Below are 15,375 nucleotides of genomic sequence, written 5' to 3'. Positions count from 1 at the left end.
GCGGCCTCATTCCGCCCCGTGGACCGCCGGCCACCCGGTCGGCACTCACGACCGGCGGTCAGCGCAGAGACGCCGGGAGGCCCTTGGCGCCGGTGAGCTTCGCTCCCGTGAAGCGGGCTCCGGACAACTTTGCCCCCGTGAGGTCGGCCTTCCTCAGGTCGGCCTTGCGGAGGTCCGCCTTGGTGAGGTCCGCCTTCGCCAGGTCGGCGCCGGTCAAGTTGGCACTTCGGAAGTCCGCTCCTGCGAGGTCGAGCCCGGTGAGCAGCGCCCCGGAGAGGTCCGCGCCCCGCAGGGTGGCACACGATCGCACGACGCGCTCGGTGGCCGGGCTGGCCGGCGCGTCGACGCTCCCGATGAACATCGTGCCTGTCCAGCACAGGATGGCCTTGGTCAGATTCGCCTCCGCGGCAACCGCCCCGGCCAAATTGGCGCCGGTCAGGTCCGTGCCGGTCAGATTCGCGCACGTGATGCCGCACACCCAGCTCTTGCTGAGGTTCGCGTACGTCAGATTGGTTTGGCGCAGGTCCGCCCCGTTCAGGGAAGCGCCGCCAAGATCCGCTTGGTTCACAGACGCCTCGCGCAGGTCGGCTCCGTCCAGAGTCGACTCACGGAGATCTGCCCCGTCCAACGGTGTGCCGCGCAGAGTCGCACCGTCCAGAACGGCCCCGCGCAGTTTCCCGGAGGAAAGGTTCACGCCGCTGAGGTTCGCTCCCGCCAGCATCGCTCCGCCCCAGCGGACGATCTCGTCGCCCTGGTACGCGGGCTCCCACCTCCTCAGGTCCGCACGGCTCAGGTCCACGATCGCCTGCTGTCCGGCCGCGGGCGGGCGTCTGCTCAGGACCTTCATCGCGGCGTCGATGTCCGCGGAGACAGGCTTCGCCGCCGCGCCGGCCCTCACCGGGGCGTGCCGGCGCACGTACGCGGAGACGACCGAGCCACCGTGGGGTGGTCACGAGCGGAGTCGTGCATGAGGCGCTCCAGCGCGTAGAGCCCGCCCAGGCGCACGTCCTCGGAGTCCGAGCCCAGGTTGCTGATGGCAGCGTTGAACCTGCTGGTGACCTGGCCCTGCTCGCCGAGCCGGAGTTCCTTGTTCGCCTGCCCGACCTGCATCCAGGTGAAGAGAAGCGCCGCCAGCGCCGCGAACCCCGGAAGGCTGAGCAGCAGCAGCGAGATCCAGGCGATCCGGTCACGGCCCGCGGGACCCTCCATACCGGCGAGGCGGCGGCGCCGCTTTCCGCGTCGCCCGGCGGCCCGCCGCCGGTGCGCGATCCGGGCGAGCCTTCCATGGGCCGGTCTTCTCTGCACCGGCCCATGCCACACCCCACCGCCTCCCGGACGCGACGCGCCACACCGTGCGGCCCCCCGGCCGTTCCCCCCTCAGGCCACCGGGGACTCACCCAGGGAGCCGAACGCGCCGTGCGCGAGGCGGCGCAGCAGGGACTCCATGGCCGTGCGGCCGAGGAGGCCGATGTGCGGGGTGGAGTTGAGCAGGCCGAACACGGCGTGGACGGTGGCCCGGGCCTCCGCCTCCGGCGGGGCCGGGTACAGCTCGCGGACCACCGTGACCCACAGCTCCAGGTACTGCCGCTGGAGCTGGCGGACCCTCTTGCGGTCGCTCTCCCGGAGGCGGTCCAGCTCGCGGTCGTGCAGGGTGATCAGGGGGCGGTCGTCGAGCGCGAAGTCGATGTGCCCGTCGATGAGCGAACCGAGCAGCGTCCCGGGATCGCCCGCCGCCTCCTGGACGCGTCGCCGGCCGCCGTCGAGGAGGCGCTCGCTGATGCCGACCAGCAGCTCGGCGAGCATGGCGTCCTTGCCGGGGAAGTGCCGGTAGAGGCCGGGGCCGCTGATGCCGACGGCGGCGCCTATCTCGTCGACGCCCACGCCGTGGAAGCCGCGCTCGGCGAAGAGGCGGGCGGCCTCCTTGAGGATCTGTTCGCGGCGCGTCGGGGCGTCGGTCCTGGTGCTCATGGATCGATTCTAGACAAGCCGGTTAGCGGTCGTTAACCTGATGGACACACGTTAACGGTCATTAACTGGGGGCATGATGCAGCAGGCGCCCGTGCTGAGCAGCACGGCAGATCCGGCCTCCGCCGCCTGGCAGGCCAACGAGGCGGCGCACCACGAGCTCGCCGACGGGCTGCGGGCCCGGCTGGCCGCCGCCCGGCTCGGCGGCGGTGAGAAGGCCCGCGCCCGGCACACCGCGCGCGGCAAGCTGCTGCCGCGCGACCGGGTGGACACCCTCCTGGACCCCGGCTCGCCGTTCCTGGAGCTGGCCCCACTGGCGGCCGAGGGGATGTACGACGGACAGGCGCCCGCCGCCGGGGTGATCGCCGGCATCGGCCGGGTCGCCGGGCGCGAGGTCGTCGTCGTGGCGAACGACGCGACGGTCAAGGGCGGCACGTACTACCCGATGACGGTCAAGAAGCACCTGCGCGCCCAGGAGGTGGCCCTGGAGAACCGCCTCCCGTGCGTCTACCTGGTCGACTCGGGCGGTGCGTTCCTGCCGAAGCAGGACGAGGTGTTCCCCGACCGGGAGCACTTCGGGCGGATCTTCTACAACCAGGCCCGCATGTCGGGCGCCGGCATCCCGCAGATCGCCGCGGTGCTGGGGTCCTGCACGGCGGGCGGCGCCTACGTGCCCGCGATGAGCGACGAGGCCGTGATCGTGCGCAACCAGGGCACGATCTTCCTCGGCGGCCCGCCGCTGGTGAAGGCCGCCACCGGCGAGGTCGTCACGGCCGAGGAGCTGGGCGGCGGCGAGGTCCACTCCCGTACGTCCGGGGTCACCGACCACCTCGCCGAGGACGACGCCCACGCGCTGCGCATCGTGCGGAACATCGTCTCCACGCTCCCCGCCCGGGGCCCGCTGCCCTGGGCGGTGGAGCCGGCCGAGGAGCCCAAGGTCGACCCGGCGGGGCTCTACGGCGCGGTGCCGGTCGACTCGCGCACGCCGTACGACGCGCGGGAGATCATCGCGCGGATCGTGGACGGGTCGCGGTTCCAGGAGTTCAAGTCCGAGTTCGGGCAGACGCTGGTCACCGGCTTCGCCCGGATCCACGGCCACCCGGTCGGGATCGTCGCCAACAACGGCATCCTGTTCGCCGAGTCCGCCCAGAAGGGCGCCCACTTCATCGAGCTGTGCGACCAGCGCGGCATCCCGCTGCTGTTCCTCCAGAACATCTCCGGCTTCATGGTGGGCCGGGACTACGAGGCGGGCGGCATCGCCAAGCACGGCGCCAAGATGGTCACCGCGGTCGCCTGCACGCGCGTGCCGAAGCTGACGGTCGTCGTCGGCGGTTCGTACGGCGCCGGCAACTACTCGATGTGCGGCCGGGCCTACAGCCCCCGCTTCCTGTGGATGTGGCCCAACGCCAAGATCTCCGTCATGGGCGGCGAGCAGGCCGCCTCCGTCCTCGCCACCGTCAAGCGCGACCAGATCGAGGCGCGCGGGGAGTCCTGGTCCGCCGGCGAGGAGGAGGCGTTCAAGGACCCGATCCGCGCTCAGTACGAACAGCAGGGGAACGCCTACTACGCCACGGCCCGCCTCTGGGACGACGGCGTGATCGACCCGCTGGAGACCCGCCAGGTGCTGGGTCTGGCCCTGACCGCGTGCGCCAACGCCCCGCTGGGAGACCCCCAGTTCGGCGTCTTCCGGATGTGAGGGACTGATGTTCACGACTGTTCTTGTCGCCAACCGGGGCGAGATCGCGGTCCGCGTCATCCGTACGCTGCGGGCCCTCGGCATCCGCTCCGTCGCCGTCTTCAGCGACGCGGACGCCGACGCCCGGCACGTACGGGAGGCGGACACGGCGGTACGGATCGGCCCGCCCGCCGCCGCGGAGAGCTATCTGCGGGTGGACCGGCTGCTGGAGGCGGCGGAGCGGACCGGCGCCCAGGCGGTCCACCCCGGGTACGGCTTCCTGGCGGAGAACGCCGTCTTCGCGCGGGCCTGCGAGGACGCCGGCCTGGTCTTCATCGGACCGCCGGCCTCCGCGATCGCCCTCATGGGCGACAAGATCCGCGCCAAGGAGACGGTGAAGGCCGCCGGTGTGCCGGTCGTGCCCGGCTCCTCGGGCAGCGGGCTGAGCGACGACGAACTGGCCGCGGCCGCGCGGGAGATCGGCATGCCGGTGCTGCTGAAGCCCTCGGCGGGCGGCGGCGGCAAGGGCATGCGGCTCACCCGCGTCGAGTCGGCCCTGATGGACGAGATCGCCGCCGCGCGGCGTGAGGCCCGGGCGTCGTTCGGCGACGACACGCTGCTGGTGGAGCGGTGGATCGACCGGCCCCGGCACATCGAGATCCAGGTCCTGGCGGACGGCCACGGCAACGTGGTGCACCTGGGCGAGCGCGAGTGCTCCCTCCAGCGCCGCCACCAGAAGATCATCGAGGAGGCCCCGTCCGTCCTGCTGGACGAGAAGATCCGTGCGGCGATGGGCGAGGCGGCCGTGCAGGCGGCCCGCTCGTGCGGCTACCGGGGCGCGGGCACGGTGGAGTTCATCGTCCCGGGCGGCGACCCCTCGGCCTACTACTTCATGGAGATGAACACCCGGCTCCAGGTCGAGCACCCGGTCACCGAACTGGTCACGGGCGTGGACCTGGTGGAGTGGCAGCTGCGGGTGGCGGCCGGTGAGCCCCTCGGGTTCACCCAGGACGACATCGCGCTCACCGGCCACTCCATCGAGGCCCGCATCTGCGCGGAGGACCCCTCCCGGGGCTTCCTGCCGTCCGGCGGCACGGTCCTCGCGCTGGAGGAGCCGGCGGGCGACGGGGTGCGCACCGACTCGGGCCTGAGCGAGGGCACCGAGGTCTCCAGCCTGTACGACCCGATGCTCGCCAAGGTCATCGTGCACGGCCCCGACCGCCCCACCGCGCTGCGCAGGCTGCGGGCGGCCCTCGCCGGCACCGTCACGCTCGGCGTCCCGACCAACGCGGGCTTCCTGCGCCGCCTGCTCGCCCACCCGGACGTCGTCTCGGGCGACCTGGACACGGGCCTGGTGGAGCGGGACGTGGACGGCCTGGTCCCCGAGGGCGTTCCGGAGGAGGTGTACGAGGCGGCCGCCGCGGTGCGCGAGGACGCCCTGCGGCCCCGGCCGGACGCCGGCGGCTGGACGGACCCGTTCTCGGTCCCCAGCGGATGGCGGCTCGGCGGCGAACCGGCTCCCCTGACGCACTGGTTGCGGGTACCGGGTCACGAGCCCGTCGCCCACCGGACCCGGGGCCGCGCGCGCGTGACCGGCGACCGGGTGACGGTCACCGTGGACGGCGTCACGCACACCTTCCACCGCGCCGGGACGTGGCTGGGCCGGGACGGGGACAGCTGGAACGTCCTGGACCACGACCCCGTGGAGGCGTCGCTCGGCGGCTCCGCGCACGGCGGGGCGGACTCGCTGACCGCCCCCATGCCGGGCACGGTCACGGTCGTGAAGGTGGCCGTCGGGGACGAGGTGACGGCCGGACAGGGCCTGGTCGTCGTGGAGGCCATGAAGATGGAGCACGTCATCTCCGCCCCGCACGACGGCACCGTGACCGAGCTGGACGTCACGCCGGGCACCACCGTCGCCATGGACCAGGTGCTGGCCGTCGTGGCCCCCAAGGAGGAGCGATGACCACCGCGCCCGGCGGACTGCCCATGACCGTGCCGGCCGACGGCCTGCCCGCCCGCGTGCGGATCCACGAGGTCGGCGCGCGCGACGGCCTCCAGAACGAGCAGGGCGTCGTCCCCACCGAGGTGAAGGCCGAGTTCGTCCGCCGCCTGGCGGACGCGGGCCTGACCACGATCGAGGCGACCAGCTTCGTCCACCCCAAGTGGGTGCCCCAGCTCGCCGACGCCGAGCGGCTGTTCCCGCTCGTCAGGGACCTGGAAGGGGTGCGCCTGCCGGTCCTCGTGCCGAACGAGCGGGGGCTGGACCGGGCGCTGGCGCTCGGGGCGCGCGAGGTGGCCGTGTTCGCCAGCGCCACCGAGTCGTTCGCCAGGGCCAACCTGAACCGCACGGTCGACGAGGCGCTCGCCATGTTCGCCCCGGTCGTCACCCGGGCCGTCGAGCACGGCCTGACCGTGCGCGGCTATCTGTCCATGTGCTTCGGCGACCCCTGGGAGGGCCCCGTCCCGGTCGACCGGGTCGTCGCCGTCTGCCGGCGCCTGAGGGACATGGGCTGCGACGAGCTGAGCCTCGGCGACACCATCGGCGTGGCCACCCCCGGCCACGTACGGCGCCTGCTCACCGAGTTGAACGAGGCGGGCGTCCCGACCGGCACGCTGGCCGTGCACTTCCACGACACCTACGGCCAGGCGCTCGCCAACACGCTCGCCGCGCTCCAGCACGGCGTCACCACCGTCGACGCCTCGGCCGGCGGGCTGGGCGGCTGCCCGTACGCCAAGTCCGCCACCGGGAACCTCGCCACCGAAGACCTCGTGTGGATGCTCCACGGCCTCGGCATCGAGACCGGGGTCGACCTCGGCCGGCTCACCGCCACGAGCGTGTGGCTGGCCGGAGAACTGGGCCGTCCCAGCCCGTCCCGCACCGTCCGCGCCCTCGGCGGCGCGGCCTCCCACAAGGAGTCCTGAGTCATGCCCCTGGACCACCGGCTCTCACCGGAGCACGAGGACCTGCGCCGCACCGTGGAGGAGTTCGCCCACGAGGTCGTCGCCCCGAAGATCGGCGACTTCTACGAGCGCCACGAGTTCCCGTACGAGATCGTCCGCGAGATGGGCCGGATGGGCCTGTTCGGCCTGCCCTTCCCGGAGGAGTACGGCGGCATGGGCGGCGACTACCTCGCCCTCGGCATCGCCCTGGAGGAACTGGCCCGGGTCGACTCGTCCGTGGCCATCACCCTGGAGGCGGGCGTCTCCCTCGGCGCGATGCCGCTCCACCGCTTCGGCACCGAGGAGCAGAAGCGCGAGTGGCTGCCGCGCATGTGCAGCGGCGAGATCCTGGGCGCGTTCGGGCTGACGGAGCCGGGCGCGGGCTCGGACGCGGGCGGCACCCGCACCACCGCCGTCCGCGACGGCGACGAGTGGGTCATCAACGGCTCCAAGTGCTTCATCACCAACTCCGGTACGGACATCACGGGTCTGGTGACGGTCACCGCCGTCACCGGCCGCACCCCCGAGGGCAAGCCGCTGATCTCGTCGATCATCGTGCCGTCCGGCACCCCCGGCTTCACGGTCGCGGCGCCCTACTCGAAGGTCGGCTGGAACGCCTCGGACACCCGCGAGCTGTCCTTCTCCGACGTCCGCGTCCCGGTGTCGAACCTGCTGGGCGAGGAGGGCCGCGGGTACGCCCAGTTCCTGCGCATCCTCGACGAGGGCCGGATCGCCATCTCGGCGCTCGCCACGGGCCTGGCGCAGGGGTGCGTGGACGAGTCGGTGAAGTACGCCAAGGAACGGCACGCCTTCGGGCGGCCGATCGGCGACAACCAGGCCATCCAGTTCAAGATCGCCGACATGGAGATGCGGGCGCACATGGCCCGGATCGGCTGGCGCGACGCGGCGTCCCGTCTGGTGAGCGGTGAGCCCTTCAAGAAGGAGGCGGCGCTGGCGAAGCTGTACTCGTCGACGGTCGCCGTCGACAACGCGCGTGAGGCGACGCAGATCCACGGCGGTTACGGCTTCATGAACGAGTACCCGGTGGCCCGGATGTGGCGCGACTCGAAGATCCTGGAGATCGGCGAGGGCACCAGCGAGGTCCAGCGCATGCTGATCGCACGGGAGTTGGGCCTCTCCGCCTGACCTGGGACGCACACCCGCCCCCGCCGCCGCGCACCGGTGGCGGCGGTGGCGTGCCCGCGTACCGTCCGGCCCCCCGGTGCACCGTGGCCCATCGCACACCGGGGCACCCTCTGGACAAGGCGTGAGGTTAGGCTAACCTACCCTCGAACTTGCCCAGTGGCCGAATACGGCCGTACGAAAGCGACTCCGCCATGCCCAGCAACGCCCGAGCCACCCATCTCACCCGTCGCGGCCTGCTCGCCACGGGCGGCGCCCTCGGGCTGGGCGCCGCGCTCGTCGCGTGCGGAGGCGGAAAAGACGACAAGGGCTCCGCTTCCGGCAAGGCCGCGGAGAAGGCCGGTCCCTGGAAGTTCACCGACGACCGCAACAAGGCCGTCGAACTGAAGGCCACCCCCAAGAACATCGTCGCCTTCATCGGCACCGCCGCCGCCCTTCACGACTACGGCATCGAGGTCAAGGGCGTTTTCGGTCCGACGACCGTCAAGGACCCGAAGACGGGCAAGGAGAAGGCCGACATCCAGGCCGGCGACCTCGACGTCACCAAGGTGAAGAACCTGGGCAACGTCTGGGGCACCTTCAACATCGAGGAGTACCTGAAGCTCGAGCCCGAGCTGCTGGTCTCGGCGATGTGGGACAAGGACGTGCTGTGGTACCTGCCGCCGCAGTCCCACGACAAGATCGTCAAGCTGGCCCCGACCGTCGCGCTGTGGGCCGCCAACACCACGATGCCGAAGGCCCTGGCGCGCCACGCCGAGCTGGCCGAGTCGCTGGGCGCGGACCTGAAGGACAAGAAGACGGTCGCCGCCAAGGCCCGCTTCGAGAAGGCGGCCGGGCAGCTGCGCGCCGCCGCCAAGTCGCGGCCGGAGATCCGCGTCATGATCGGCTCGGCCAGCGCGGAGCTGTTCTACGTGTCGCTCGCCAAGATGTCCGCGGACACCGCGTACTTCGAGGAGCTGGGCGTGAACTTCGTCAAGCCGAAGGTGAACGCCCAGGGCTACTTCGAGGAGCTCAGCTGGGAGAACCTCGACAAGTACCCGGCCGACATCATCATGATGGACAACCGCAGCCAGGCCATCCAGCCGGCGGACCTGAAGTCCAAGCCGACCTGGGCCCAGCTGCCCGCCGTCAAGGCCGGCCAGGTCGTACCGCGCTTCACCGAGCCGATCTACTCCTACGACAAGTGCGCCGTCCTCCTGGAGGACCTCGCCAAGGCGATCGAGAACGCCAAGAAGGTGGCCTGACCCGATGACGACCGCCGAGACCGCCACGCCCGCCGTCCCGTTCGCGTTCTTCGCCCTGAAGGTGGCGCGGACGCGCCGGCTCGGCCCGTCGCTGGTCCGCGTCACCTTCACCGGGGCCACCGATGAGGGGCTGGAGGGCTTCGCCTCCGGCGGGCGCGACCAGAGCCTGTCGCTGTTCCTGCCGCACCCCGGCCAGCCCGAGCCGGTCATGCCGCCCGTGGTGGACGGGGACCTGTACGGCGCGCTCGGCGCGTGGCGGGCCATGCCGGAGGACGTGCGGGCGGTGATGCGCTCGTACACCGTGCGGGAGCAGCGCCGCGCCGGCGACGGTACGGCCGAGGTCGACATCGACTTCGCCCTGCACGAGGACGGCGGCCCGGCCTGCCGCTGGGCGGCGCAGGCCGGACCGGGCGACCGCGTGGCCGTCCTCGGCCCGGTCGTCGCCGACAACACCGGAGTGCGCTTCCGGCTGCCGGAGGACGCGGACGAGGTGCTGATCTGGGGCGACGAGACGGCGCTGCCCGCCGCCTCGGCGATCCTGGAGTCGCTGCCGGCCGGGACGCGGGCCCGTGTGTGGCTCGAAGTCCCGTACGCCGCGGACCGGCTGGAGCTGGAGACCCGGGCGGACGCGACCGTCACCTGGCTGGTCCGGGAGGAGGGCGCGCCCGCCGCCGTCGACGCGGTGCGCGCCGCCGAGCTGTCCGGCACGGCTCCGTACGCCTGGATCGCCGGCGAGGCCGGTTCGGTCAAGGCACTGCGCCGGCACCTGGTGAACGAGCGCGGCATCGACCGCCGGCGAGTGACGTTCGTCGGCTACTGGCGCAAGGGCCTGAGCGAGGACGCGCTCCGGGAGGTCCCGGACACGACCGAGGACGAGTCCTAGGGAGCGTCCGCACCGTATCGGCGCCCGCCCGGGGGCGGGCCGGGCGAGACTTCGCGGACATGACCCGGGGAGCGTCCGCGAGGTCTCGTCCGGGCCCACCGGTCAGGACCGCGCGACCGCGGTCACCTGTCCGGACGGCCCCGTGGCAACACGCCACGGGGCCGTCCGGGCGTGCCCGGGCGCGCGGCCGCGGGCCGGGCGGCCGTCGCGTCCGCCTGCGCCCGCGGGCAGGACGGGGGGCCGGGCCCGCCGTCGGCCACCCGCCGCCGGGCGCGGCAGCGCCCAGGCGCGGACCCGCGCCGGCGGGGCGGCCAACGGCCGTGCCGGGCGGGGCCGGTGGGGCCCGGGGGGCCGTTGCGGTTTCAATTTAGGTTAGGCTAACCTTACTTACGCCACGGCACCTCACCCCTTCTGTCCGCCGAGGGCCGTTCAAGTCCCCGTCCGGGAGGACAATCGCATGCGCTCGCACCTGCTCAATGACGTGACCGCCGAGCAGTACCGGCGTTCCGTCACCGAAGGAGTGGAGCGGGTGGCGAGCCGGCTCGCCTCCACCCGACAGCCGTTCACCGGCGTCACCCCCGATGAACTGGCGCCGCTCGTCGCGGCCGTGGACCTCGACAAGCCGCTCGGCGACGCGTCCGCCGCCCTCGACGAGCTGGAGCAGGTCTACCTGCGCGACGCCGTCTACTTCCACCACCCGCGCTACCTGGGCCACCTCAACTGCCCGGTGGTCATCCCCGCGGTCCTGGGAGAGGCGGTGCTCTCGGCCGTCAACTCCTCGCTGGACACCTGGGACCAGAGCGCCGGCGGCACCCTCATCGAGCGCAAACTGATCGACTGGACCACCGGCCGCATCGGCCTCGGCCCGGCCGCGGACGGCGTCTTCACCAGCGGCGGCACGCAGTCCAACCTCCAGGCGCTGCTCCTGGCGCGCGAGGAGGCCAAGACGGACGACCTGGCGAAACTGCGCATCTTCTCCTCCGAGTGCAGCCACTTCAGCGTCCAGAAGTCGGCCAAACTCCTCGGCCTGCCGCCCCAGTCGGTCGTCTCCGTCCCCACCGACCGCGACAAGCGCATGCAGTCCGTCGCCCTCGCCGCCGAGCTGGAGCTGTGCGCCGCCCAGGGCCTCACGCCCATGGCGATCGTCGCGACCGCCGGCACCACGGACTTCGGCTCCATCGACCCGCTCCCGGAGATCGCCGAGCTGGCCGCCCAGTACGGCGCCTGGATGCACGTCGACGCCGCCTACGGCTGCGGCCTGCTCGCCTCCCCCACCCGCCGCCACCTCCTCGACGGCATCGAGCGCGCCGACTCGGTCACGGTCGACTACCACAAGTCGTTCTTCCAGCCGGTCAGTTCCTCCGCCGTGCTGGTCCGCGACGGCGCCACGCTGCGCCACGCCACGTACCACGCGGACTACCTGAACCCGCGGCGCACCGTGGAGGAGCGGATCCCCAACCAGGTCGACAAGTCGCTCCAGACGACCCGCCGCTTCGACGCGCTCAAGCTGTGGATGACGCTGCGCGTCATGGGCGCCGACGGCGTGGGGCAGCTCTTCGACGAGGTGTGCGACCTGGCCGCGGGCGGCTGGGACGTGCTCGCCGCCGACCCCCGCTACGACGTGGTCGTGCGGCCCTCCCTGTCCACGCTGGTCTTCCGCTACATCCCCACCGCCGTCACCTCGCCCGCCGAGATCGACCGCGCCAACCTCTACGCCCGCAAGGCGCTCTTCGCGTCGGGCGAGGCCGTCGTCGCCGGGACGAAGGTCGACGGCCGCCAGTACCTCAAGTTCACCCTGCTCAACCCCGAGACGACCGTGCACGACATCACCGCCGTCCTCGACCTGATCGCCGGCCACGCCGAGCAGTACCTTGGAGAGAACCTTGTCCACGCCTCTTGATTTCATCGGTATCGGACTGGGTCCGTTCAACCTCGGCCTCGCCTGCCTCACCGAGCCGATCGACGAGCTCGACGGCGTCTTCCTGGAGTCCAAGCCCGGCTTCGAGTGGCACTCCGGCATGTTCCTGGAGGGCGCCCACCTCCAGACGCCGTTCCTGTCGGACCTCGTCACCCTCGCCGACCCGACGTCGCCGTACTCCTTCCTCCAGTACCTCAAGGAGAACGGCCGGCTCTACTCGTTCTACATCCGCGAGAACTTCTACCCGCTGCGGACCGAGTACAACGACTACTGCCGCTGGGCCGCCGGGAAGCTGAGCAGCATCCGCTTCTCCACCACCGTCGAGACCGTCGAGTACGACGCCGAGGAGGAGCTGTACGCGGTCCGCACCACCGCGGGAGAAACGTTCCGCGCCCGTCACCTCGTCCTGGGCACCGGCACCCCGCCCCACGTCCCGGACGCCTGCCGGGACCTGGAGGGCGACTTCATCCACAACTCGCGCTACCTGCCCAACAAGGAAGCGCTGCAGAAGAAGAAGTCGATCACCCTCGTGGGCAGCGGCCAGAGCGCCGCGGAGATCTACTACGACCTGCTCAGCGAGATCGACGTCCACGGCTACCGGCTGAACTGGGTCACCCGCTCCCCCCGGTTCTTCCCGCTGGAGTACACCAAGCTCACGCTGGAGATGACCTCCCCCGAGTACGTGGACTACTTCCACGCGCTCCCCGAGGCCACCCGCTACCGTCTGGAGTCGCAGCAGAAGGGCCTGTTCAAGGGCATCGACGGCGAGCTGATCGACGCCATCTTCGACCTGCTGTACCAGAAGAACCTCGGCGGCCCCGTCCCCACGCGCCTGCTCACCAACTCGTCGCTGAACTCCGCGGCGTACCGGGACGGCACGTACACCCTGGGCCTGCGCCAGGAGGAGCAGGGCAAGGACTACGAGATCGAGACCGAGGGCCTGATCCTCGCCACCGGCTACAAGTACGTCACGCCCGAGTTCCTGAACCCGGTGAAGGACCGCATCCGCTGGGACGGCCAGGGCCGCTTCGACGTGGCGCGCAACTACTCCATCGACACGACCGGCCGCGGCATCTTCCTTCAGAACGCCGGCGTGCACACCCACTCGATCACCAGCCCCGACCTGGGCATGGGCGCCTACCGCAACGCGTACATCATCGGCGAGCTGCTGGGCTCCGAGTACTACCCCGTCGAGAAGTCCATCGCGTTCCAGGAGTTCGCCGTATGAGCACCACCCGCACCACCCCCACCCTGGGGACGTTCACCTTCCGGCCGCTCGACCCGCTCGACGACGGCGAGCTGATCCACTCCTGGGTGACCCACCCCAAGGCCGCGTTCTGGCTGATGCAGAACCACACCGTCGCGGACGTCCAGCGCGAGTACATGGCGATCGCCGCGAACGAGCACCACGACGCCTTCATCGGCCTGCACGACGGCGAGCCGGCGTTCCTCATGGAGCGCTACGACCCCTCGAAGGTCGAGCTGGTCGGGCTGTACGGGGCCCGGCCCGGTGACGTCGGCATGCACTTCCTGGTCGCCCCGACCGACACGCCCGTCCACGGCTTCACCCGCGCCGTGATCACCGCCGTGATGCGGGAGCTGTTCCGCGACCCGGCGACCGAGCGGGTCGTCGTCGAGCCCGACGTGCGCAACGAGGCGGTCCACGCGCTGAACGCGGCCGTCGGCTTCTCGATAGCCGAGAAGATAGCCAAGCCGGAGAAGGACGCGTACCTGAGCTTCTGCACCCGGGAGCAGTTCCACGCGGCGATCGGGGCCGCCCGGTGAACCCCGTCGCACACCTCACCCCGGAACGCTGGGCGCACGCCAACCGCCTCCTGATCCGCAAGGGCCTGGCCGAGTTCGCCCACGAGCGGCTGCTCAGCCCCGAGCCCCTGGGCGACGACCGCTACCGCGTGCTCAGCGACGACGGCGGCACCGAGTACCGCTTCACCGCCACCCGGTTCGCCCTCGACCACTGGCAGGTCGACGCCGGTTCCATCAGCCGCCACCAGGGCGGCGAGGAGCTGCCGCTCGACGCGCTGCGGTTCGTCGTCGAGCTGCGCGGCTCCCTCGGCCTGAGCGACGAGATCCTGCCGGTGTACCTGGAGGAGATCTCCTCCACCCTCTCCGGCACGGCCTACAAGTCCACCAAGCCGCAGGTGCCCGCCGCCGAGCTGGCGAAGGCCGGCTTCCAGGACGTCGAGACCGGCATGACCGAGGGCCACCCCTGCTTCGTCGCCAACAACGGGCGCCTGGGCTTCGGCATCGACGAGTACCACGCCTACGCGCCGGAGGCCGCGAACCCGGTCCGGCTGATCTGGCTGGCCGCCCACCGCGACCGCACCACCTTCACGGCGGGCGAGGGCATCGATTACGAGACCTTCGTGCGCGCCGAGCTCGGTGACGCGGCCGTCGACGGCTTCGCCCGGACGCTCGCCGACCTGGGCCTGGACTTCGCCGACTACCTGCTCGTGCCCGTCCACCCCTGGCAGTGGTGGAACAAGCTGTCGGTCACCTTCGCCGCCGAGATCGCCCGGCAGCGCCTGGTGTTCCTCGGCGAGGGCGACGACCCGTACCTGGCCCAGCAGTCGATCCGTACGTTCTTCAACACGAACGACCCGGCCAAGCACTACGTCAAGACGGCCATCTCGGTCCTCAACATGGGCTTCATGCGCGGCCTGTCCGCCGCCTACATGGAGGCGACCCCGGCCATCAACGACTGGCTGGCCCACCTCATCGAGAGCGACGACGTCCTGAAGGCGGCCCGCTTCTCGATCATCCGCGAGCGCGCGGCGGTCGGCTACCGGCACCTGGAGTACGAGGCCGCGACGGACCGCTACTCCCCGTACCGCAAGATGCTCGCCGCGCTGTGGCGCGAGAGCCCGGTGCCCACCGTCGAGGACGGGCAGCGCCTCGCCACCATGGCGTCGCTGCTGCACACCGACCACGAGGGCGCGTCGTTCGCGGGCGCGCTGATCGCCGAGTCGGGCCTGGCGCCGACGGAGTGGCTGCGCCGCTACCTGGACGCGTACCTGCTCCCGATCCTGCACACCTTCTACGCCTACGACCTGGTGTGGATGCCGCACGGCGAGAACGTGATCCTGGTGATCGAGGACGGCGTCGTCGAGCGTGCGATCTTCAAGGACATCGCCGAGGAGATCGCGGTGATGGACCCCGACGCGGTGCTGCCGCCGGCGGTGGAGCGGATCCGGGTCGACGTGCCCGAGGACACCAAACTGCTGTCCGTCTTCACCGACGTCTTCGACTGCTTCTTCCGCTTCCTGGGCGCGACGCTCGCCGCCGAGGGCGTGCTGGGCGAGGACGACTTCTGGCGGACGGTCGCCGAGTGCGTGAAGGCGTACCAGGACTCGAAGCCGGAGCTGGCCGACAAGTTCAAGCAGTACGACATGTTCGCGGACGAGTTCGCGCTGTCGTGCCTCAACCGCCTCCAGCTGCGCAACAACAAGCAGATGGTGGACCTGGCGGACCCCTCCGGCGCGCTGCAGTTCGTGGGCACGCTGGTCAACCCGATCGCGCGCTTCGCGTAGCCACGGGCCGGCCGGGGCGCTGGACGGAGTACGGTCCTCCGTTCAGCGCCCCGGCT

General features: G+C 71.5%; 13 protein-coding genes. 10 read left to right on the top strand and 3 right to left on the bottom strand.

What is annotated here, in order from left to right:
- Nucleotides 1-58: 58 nt before the first annotated feature.
- The 3 genes from A4V12_RS12615 to A4V12_RS12605 all read right to left on the bottom strand — a co-directional run bounded on the left by A4V12_RS12615 (nt 59) and on the right by A4V12_RS12605 (nt 1,968).
- Nucleotides 59-847, bottom strand: coding sequence for a pentapeptide repeat-containing protein (locus A4V12_RS12615; protein WP_159028863.1), 789 nt, complete (start codon nt 845-847; stop codon nt 59-61).
- 47 nt (nt 848-894) lie between these two features.
- Nucleotides 895-1,209 carry a hypothetical protein gene (locus A4V12_RS12610; RefSeq protein ID WP_064069393.1) on the bottom strand — a complete coding sequence of 105 codons (315 nt, stop codon included), beginning with the start codon at nt 1,207-1,209 and terminating at the stop codon, nt 895-897.
- 168 nt (nt 1,210-1,377) lie between these two features.
- Nucleotides 1,378-1,968, bottom strand: coding sequence for an SACE_7040 family transcriptional regulator (locus A4V12_RS12605; protein ID WP_064069392.1), 591 nt, complete (start codon nt 1,966-1,968; stop codon nt 1,378-1,380).
- 76 nt (nt 1,969-2,044) lie between these two features.
- Here A4V12_RS12605 and A4V12_RS12600 point away from each other — a divergent pair, with 76 nt between their 5' ends.
- The 10 genes from A4V12_RS12600 (at nt 2,045) to A4V12_RS12555 (ending at nt 15,319) form a co-directional block, all read left to right on the top strand.
- Complete coding sequence (locus A4V12_RS12600) at nt 2,045-3,661, top strand: carboxyl transferase domain-containing protein (RefSeq protein ID WP_064069579.1); 1,617 nt, start codon at nt 2,045-2,047, stop codon at nt 3,659-3,661.
- A gap of 7 nt (nt 3,662-3,668) precedes the next feature.
- Nucleotides 3,669-5,606, top strand: coding sequence for an acetyl-CoA carboxylase biotin carboxylase subunit (locus A4V12_RS12595; protein ID WP_064069391.1), 1,938 nt, complete (start codon nt 3,669-3,671; stop codon nt 5,604-5,606).
- Nucleotides 5,603-6,565 carry a hydroxymethylglutaryl-CoA lyase gene (locus tag A4V12_RS12590; protein ID WP_064069390.1) on the top strand — a complete coding sequence of 321 codons (963 nt, stop codon included), beginning with the start codon at nt 5,603-5,605 and terminating at the stop codon, nt 6,563-6,565. The genes A4V12_RS12595 and A4V12_RS12590 overlap by 4 nt, the downstream gene beginning before the upstream one ends.
- 3 nt (nt 6,566-6,568) lie before the next feature.
- The gene (locus A4V12_RS12585) at nt 6,569-7,729 is read left to right on the top strand and encodes an acyl-CoA dehydrogenase family protein (RefSeq protein WP_064069389.1); all 1,161 of its coding nucleotides are present in this window, start codon (nt 6,569-6,571) and stop codon (nt 7,727-7,729) included.
- A 191-nt stretch (nt 7,730-7,920) separates the two neighbouring features.
- Nucleotides 7,921-8,970 carry an ABC transporter substrate-binding protein gene (locus tag A4V12_RS12580; RefSeq protein ID WP_064069388.1) on the top strand — a complete coding sequence of 350 codons (1,050 nt, stop codon included), beginning with the start codon at nt 7,921-7,923 and terminating at the stop codon, nt 8,968-8,970.
- A gap of 4 nt (nt 8,971-8,974) precedes the next feature.
- Nucleotides 8,975-9,853 carry a siderophore-interacting protein gene (locus A4V12_RS12575; protein WP_064069387.1) on the top strand — a complete coding sequence of 293 codons (879 nt, stop codon included), beginning with the start codon at nt 8,975-8,977 and terminating at the stop codon, nt 9,851-9,853.
- A gap of 457 nt (nt 9,854-10,310) precedes the next feature.
- Complete coding sequence (locus tag A4V12_RS12570) at nt 10,311-11,753, top strand: pyridoxal phosphate-dependent decarboxylase family protein (RefSeq protein ID WP_064069386.1); 1,443 nt, start codon at nt 10,311-10,313, stop codon at nt 11,751-11,753.
- Nucleotides 11,737-12,999: a lysine N(6)-hydroxylase/L-ornithine N(5)-oxygenase family protein gene (locus A4V12_RS12565; RefSeq protein ID WP_064069385.1), complete on the top strand. Its 1,263-nt coding sequence runs from the start codon at nt 11,737-11,739 to the stop codon at nt 12,997-12,999. The genes A4V12_RS12570 and A4V12_RS12565 overlap by 17 nt, the downstream gene beginning before the upstream one ends.
- Nucleotides 12,996-13,556, top strand: coding sequence for a GNAT family N-acetyltransferase (locus A4V12_RS12560; RefSeq protein WP_064069384.1), 561 nt, complete (start codon nt 12,996-12,998; stop codon nt 13,554-13,556). The genes A4V12_RS12565 and A4V12_RS12560 overlap by 4 nt, the downstream gene beginning before the upstream one ends.
- Entirely contained in the window at nt 13,553-15,319 is a 1,767-nt protein-coding gene (locus tag A4V12_RS12555; protein WP_064069383.1) for an IucA/IucC family protein, read from the top strand. The genes A4V12_RS12560 and A4V12_RS12555 overlap by 4 nt, the downstream gene beginning before the upstream one ends.
- Nucleotides 15,320-15,375: the final 56 nt, after the last annotated feature.

Origin of the sequence: Streptomyces noursei, assembly GCF_001646665.1 — a bacterium.
In the GTDB taxonomy this organism is placed as follows: Bacteria; Actinomycetota; Actinomycetes; order Streptomycetales; family Streptomycetaceae; genus Streptomyces; species Streptomyces lavendulocolor.
Note: the sequence above shows the minus strand (reverse complement) of the source record. Positions and strands in the feature narration are given on the sequence as shown.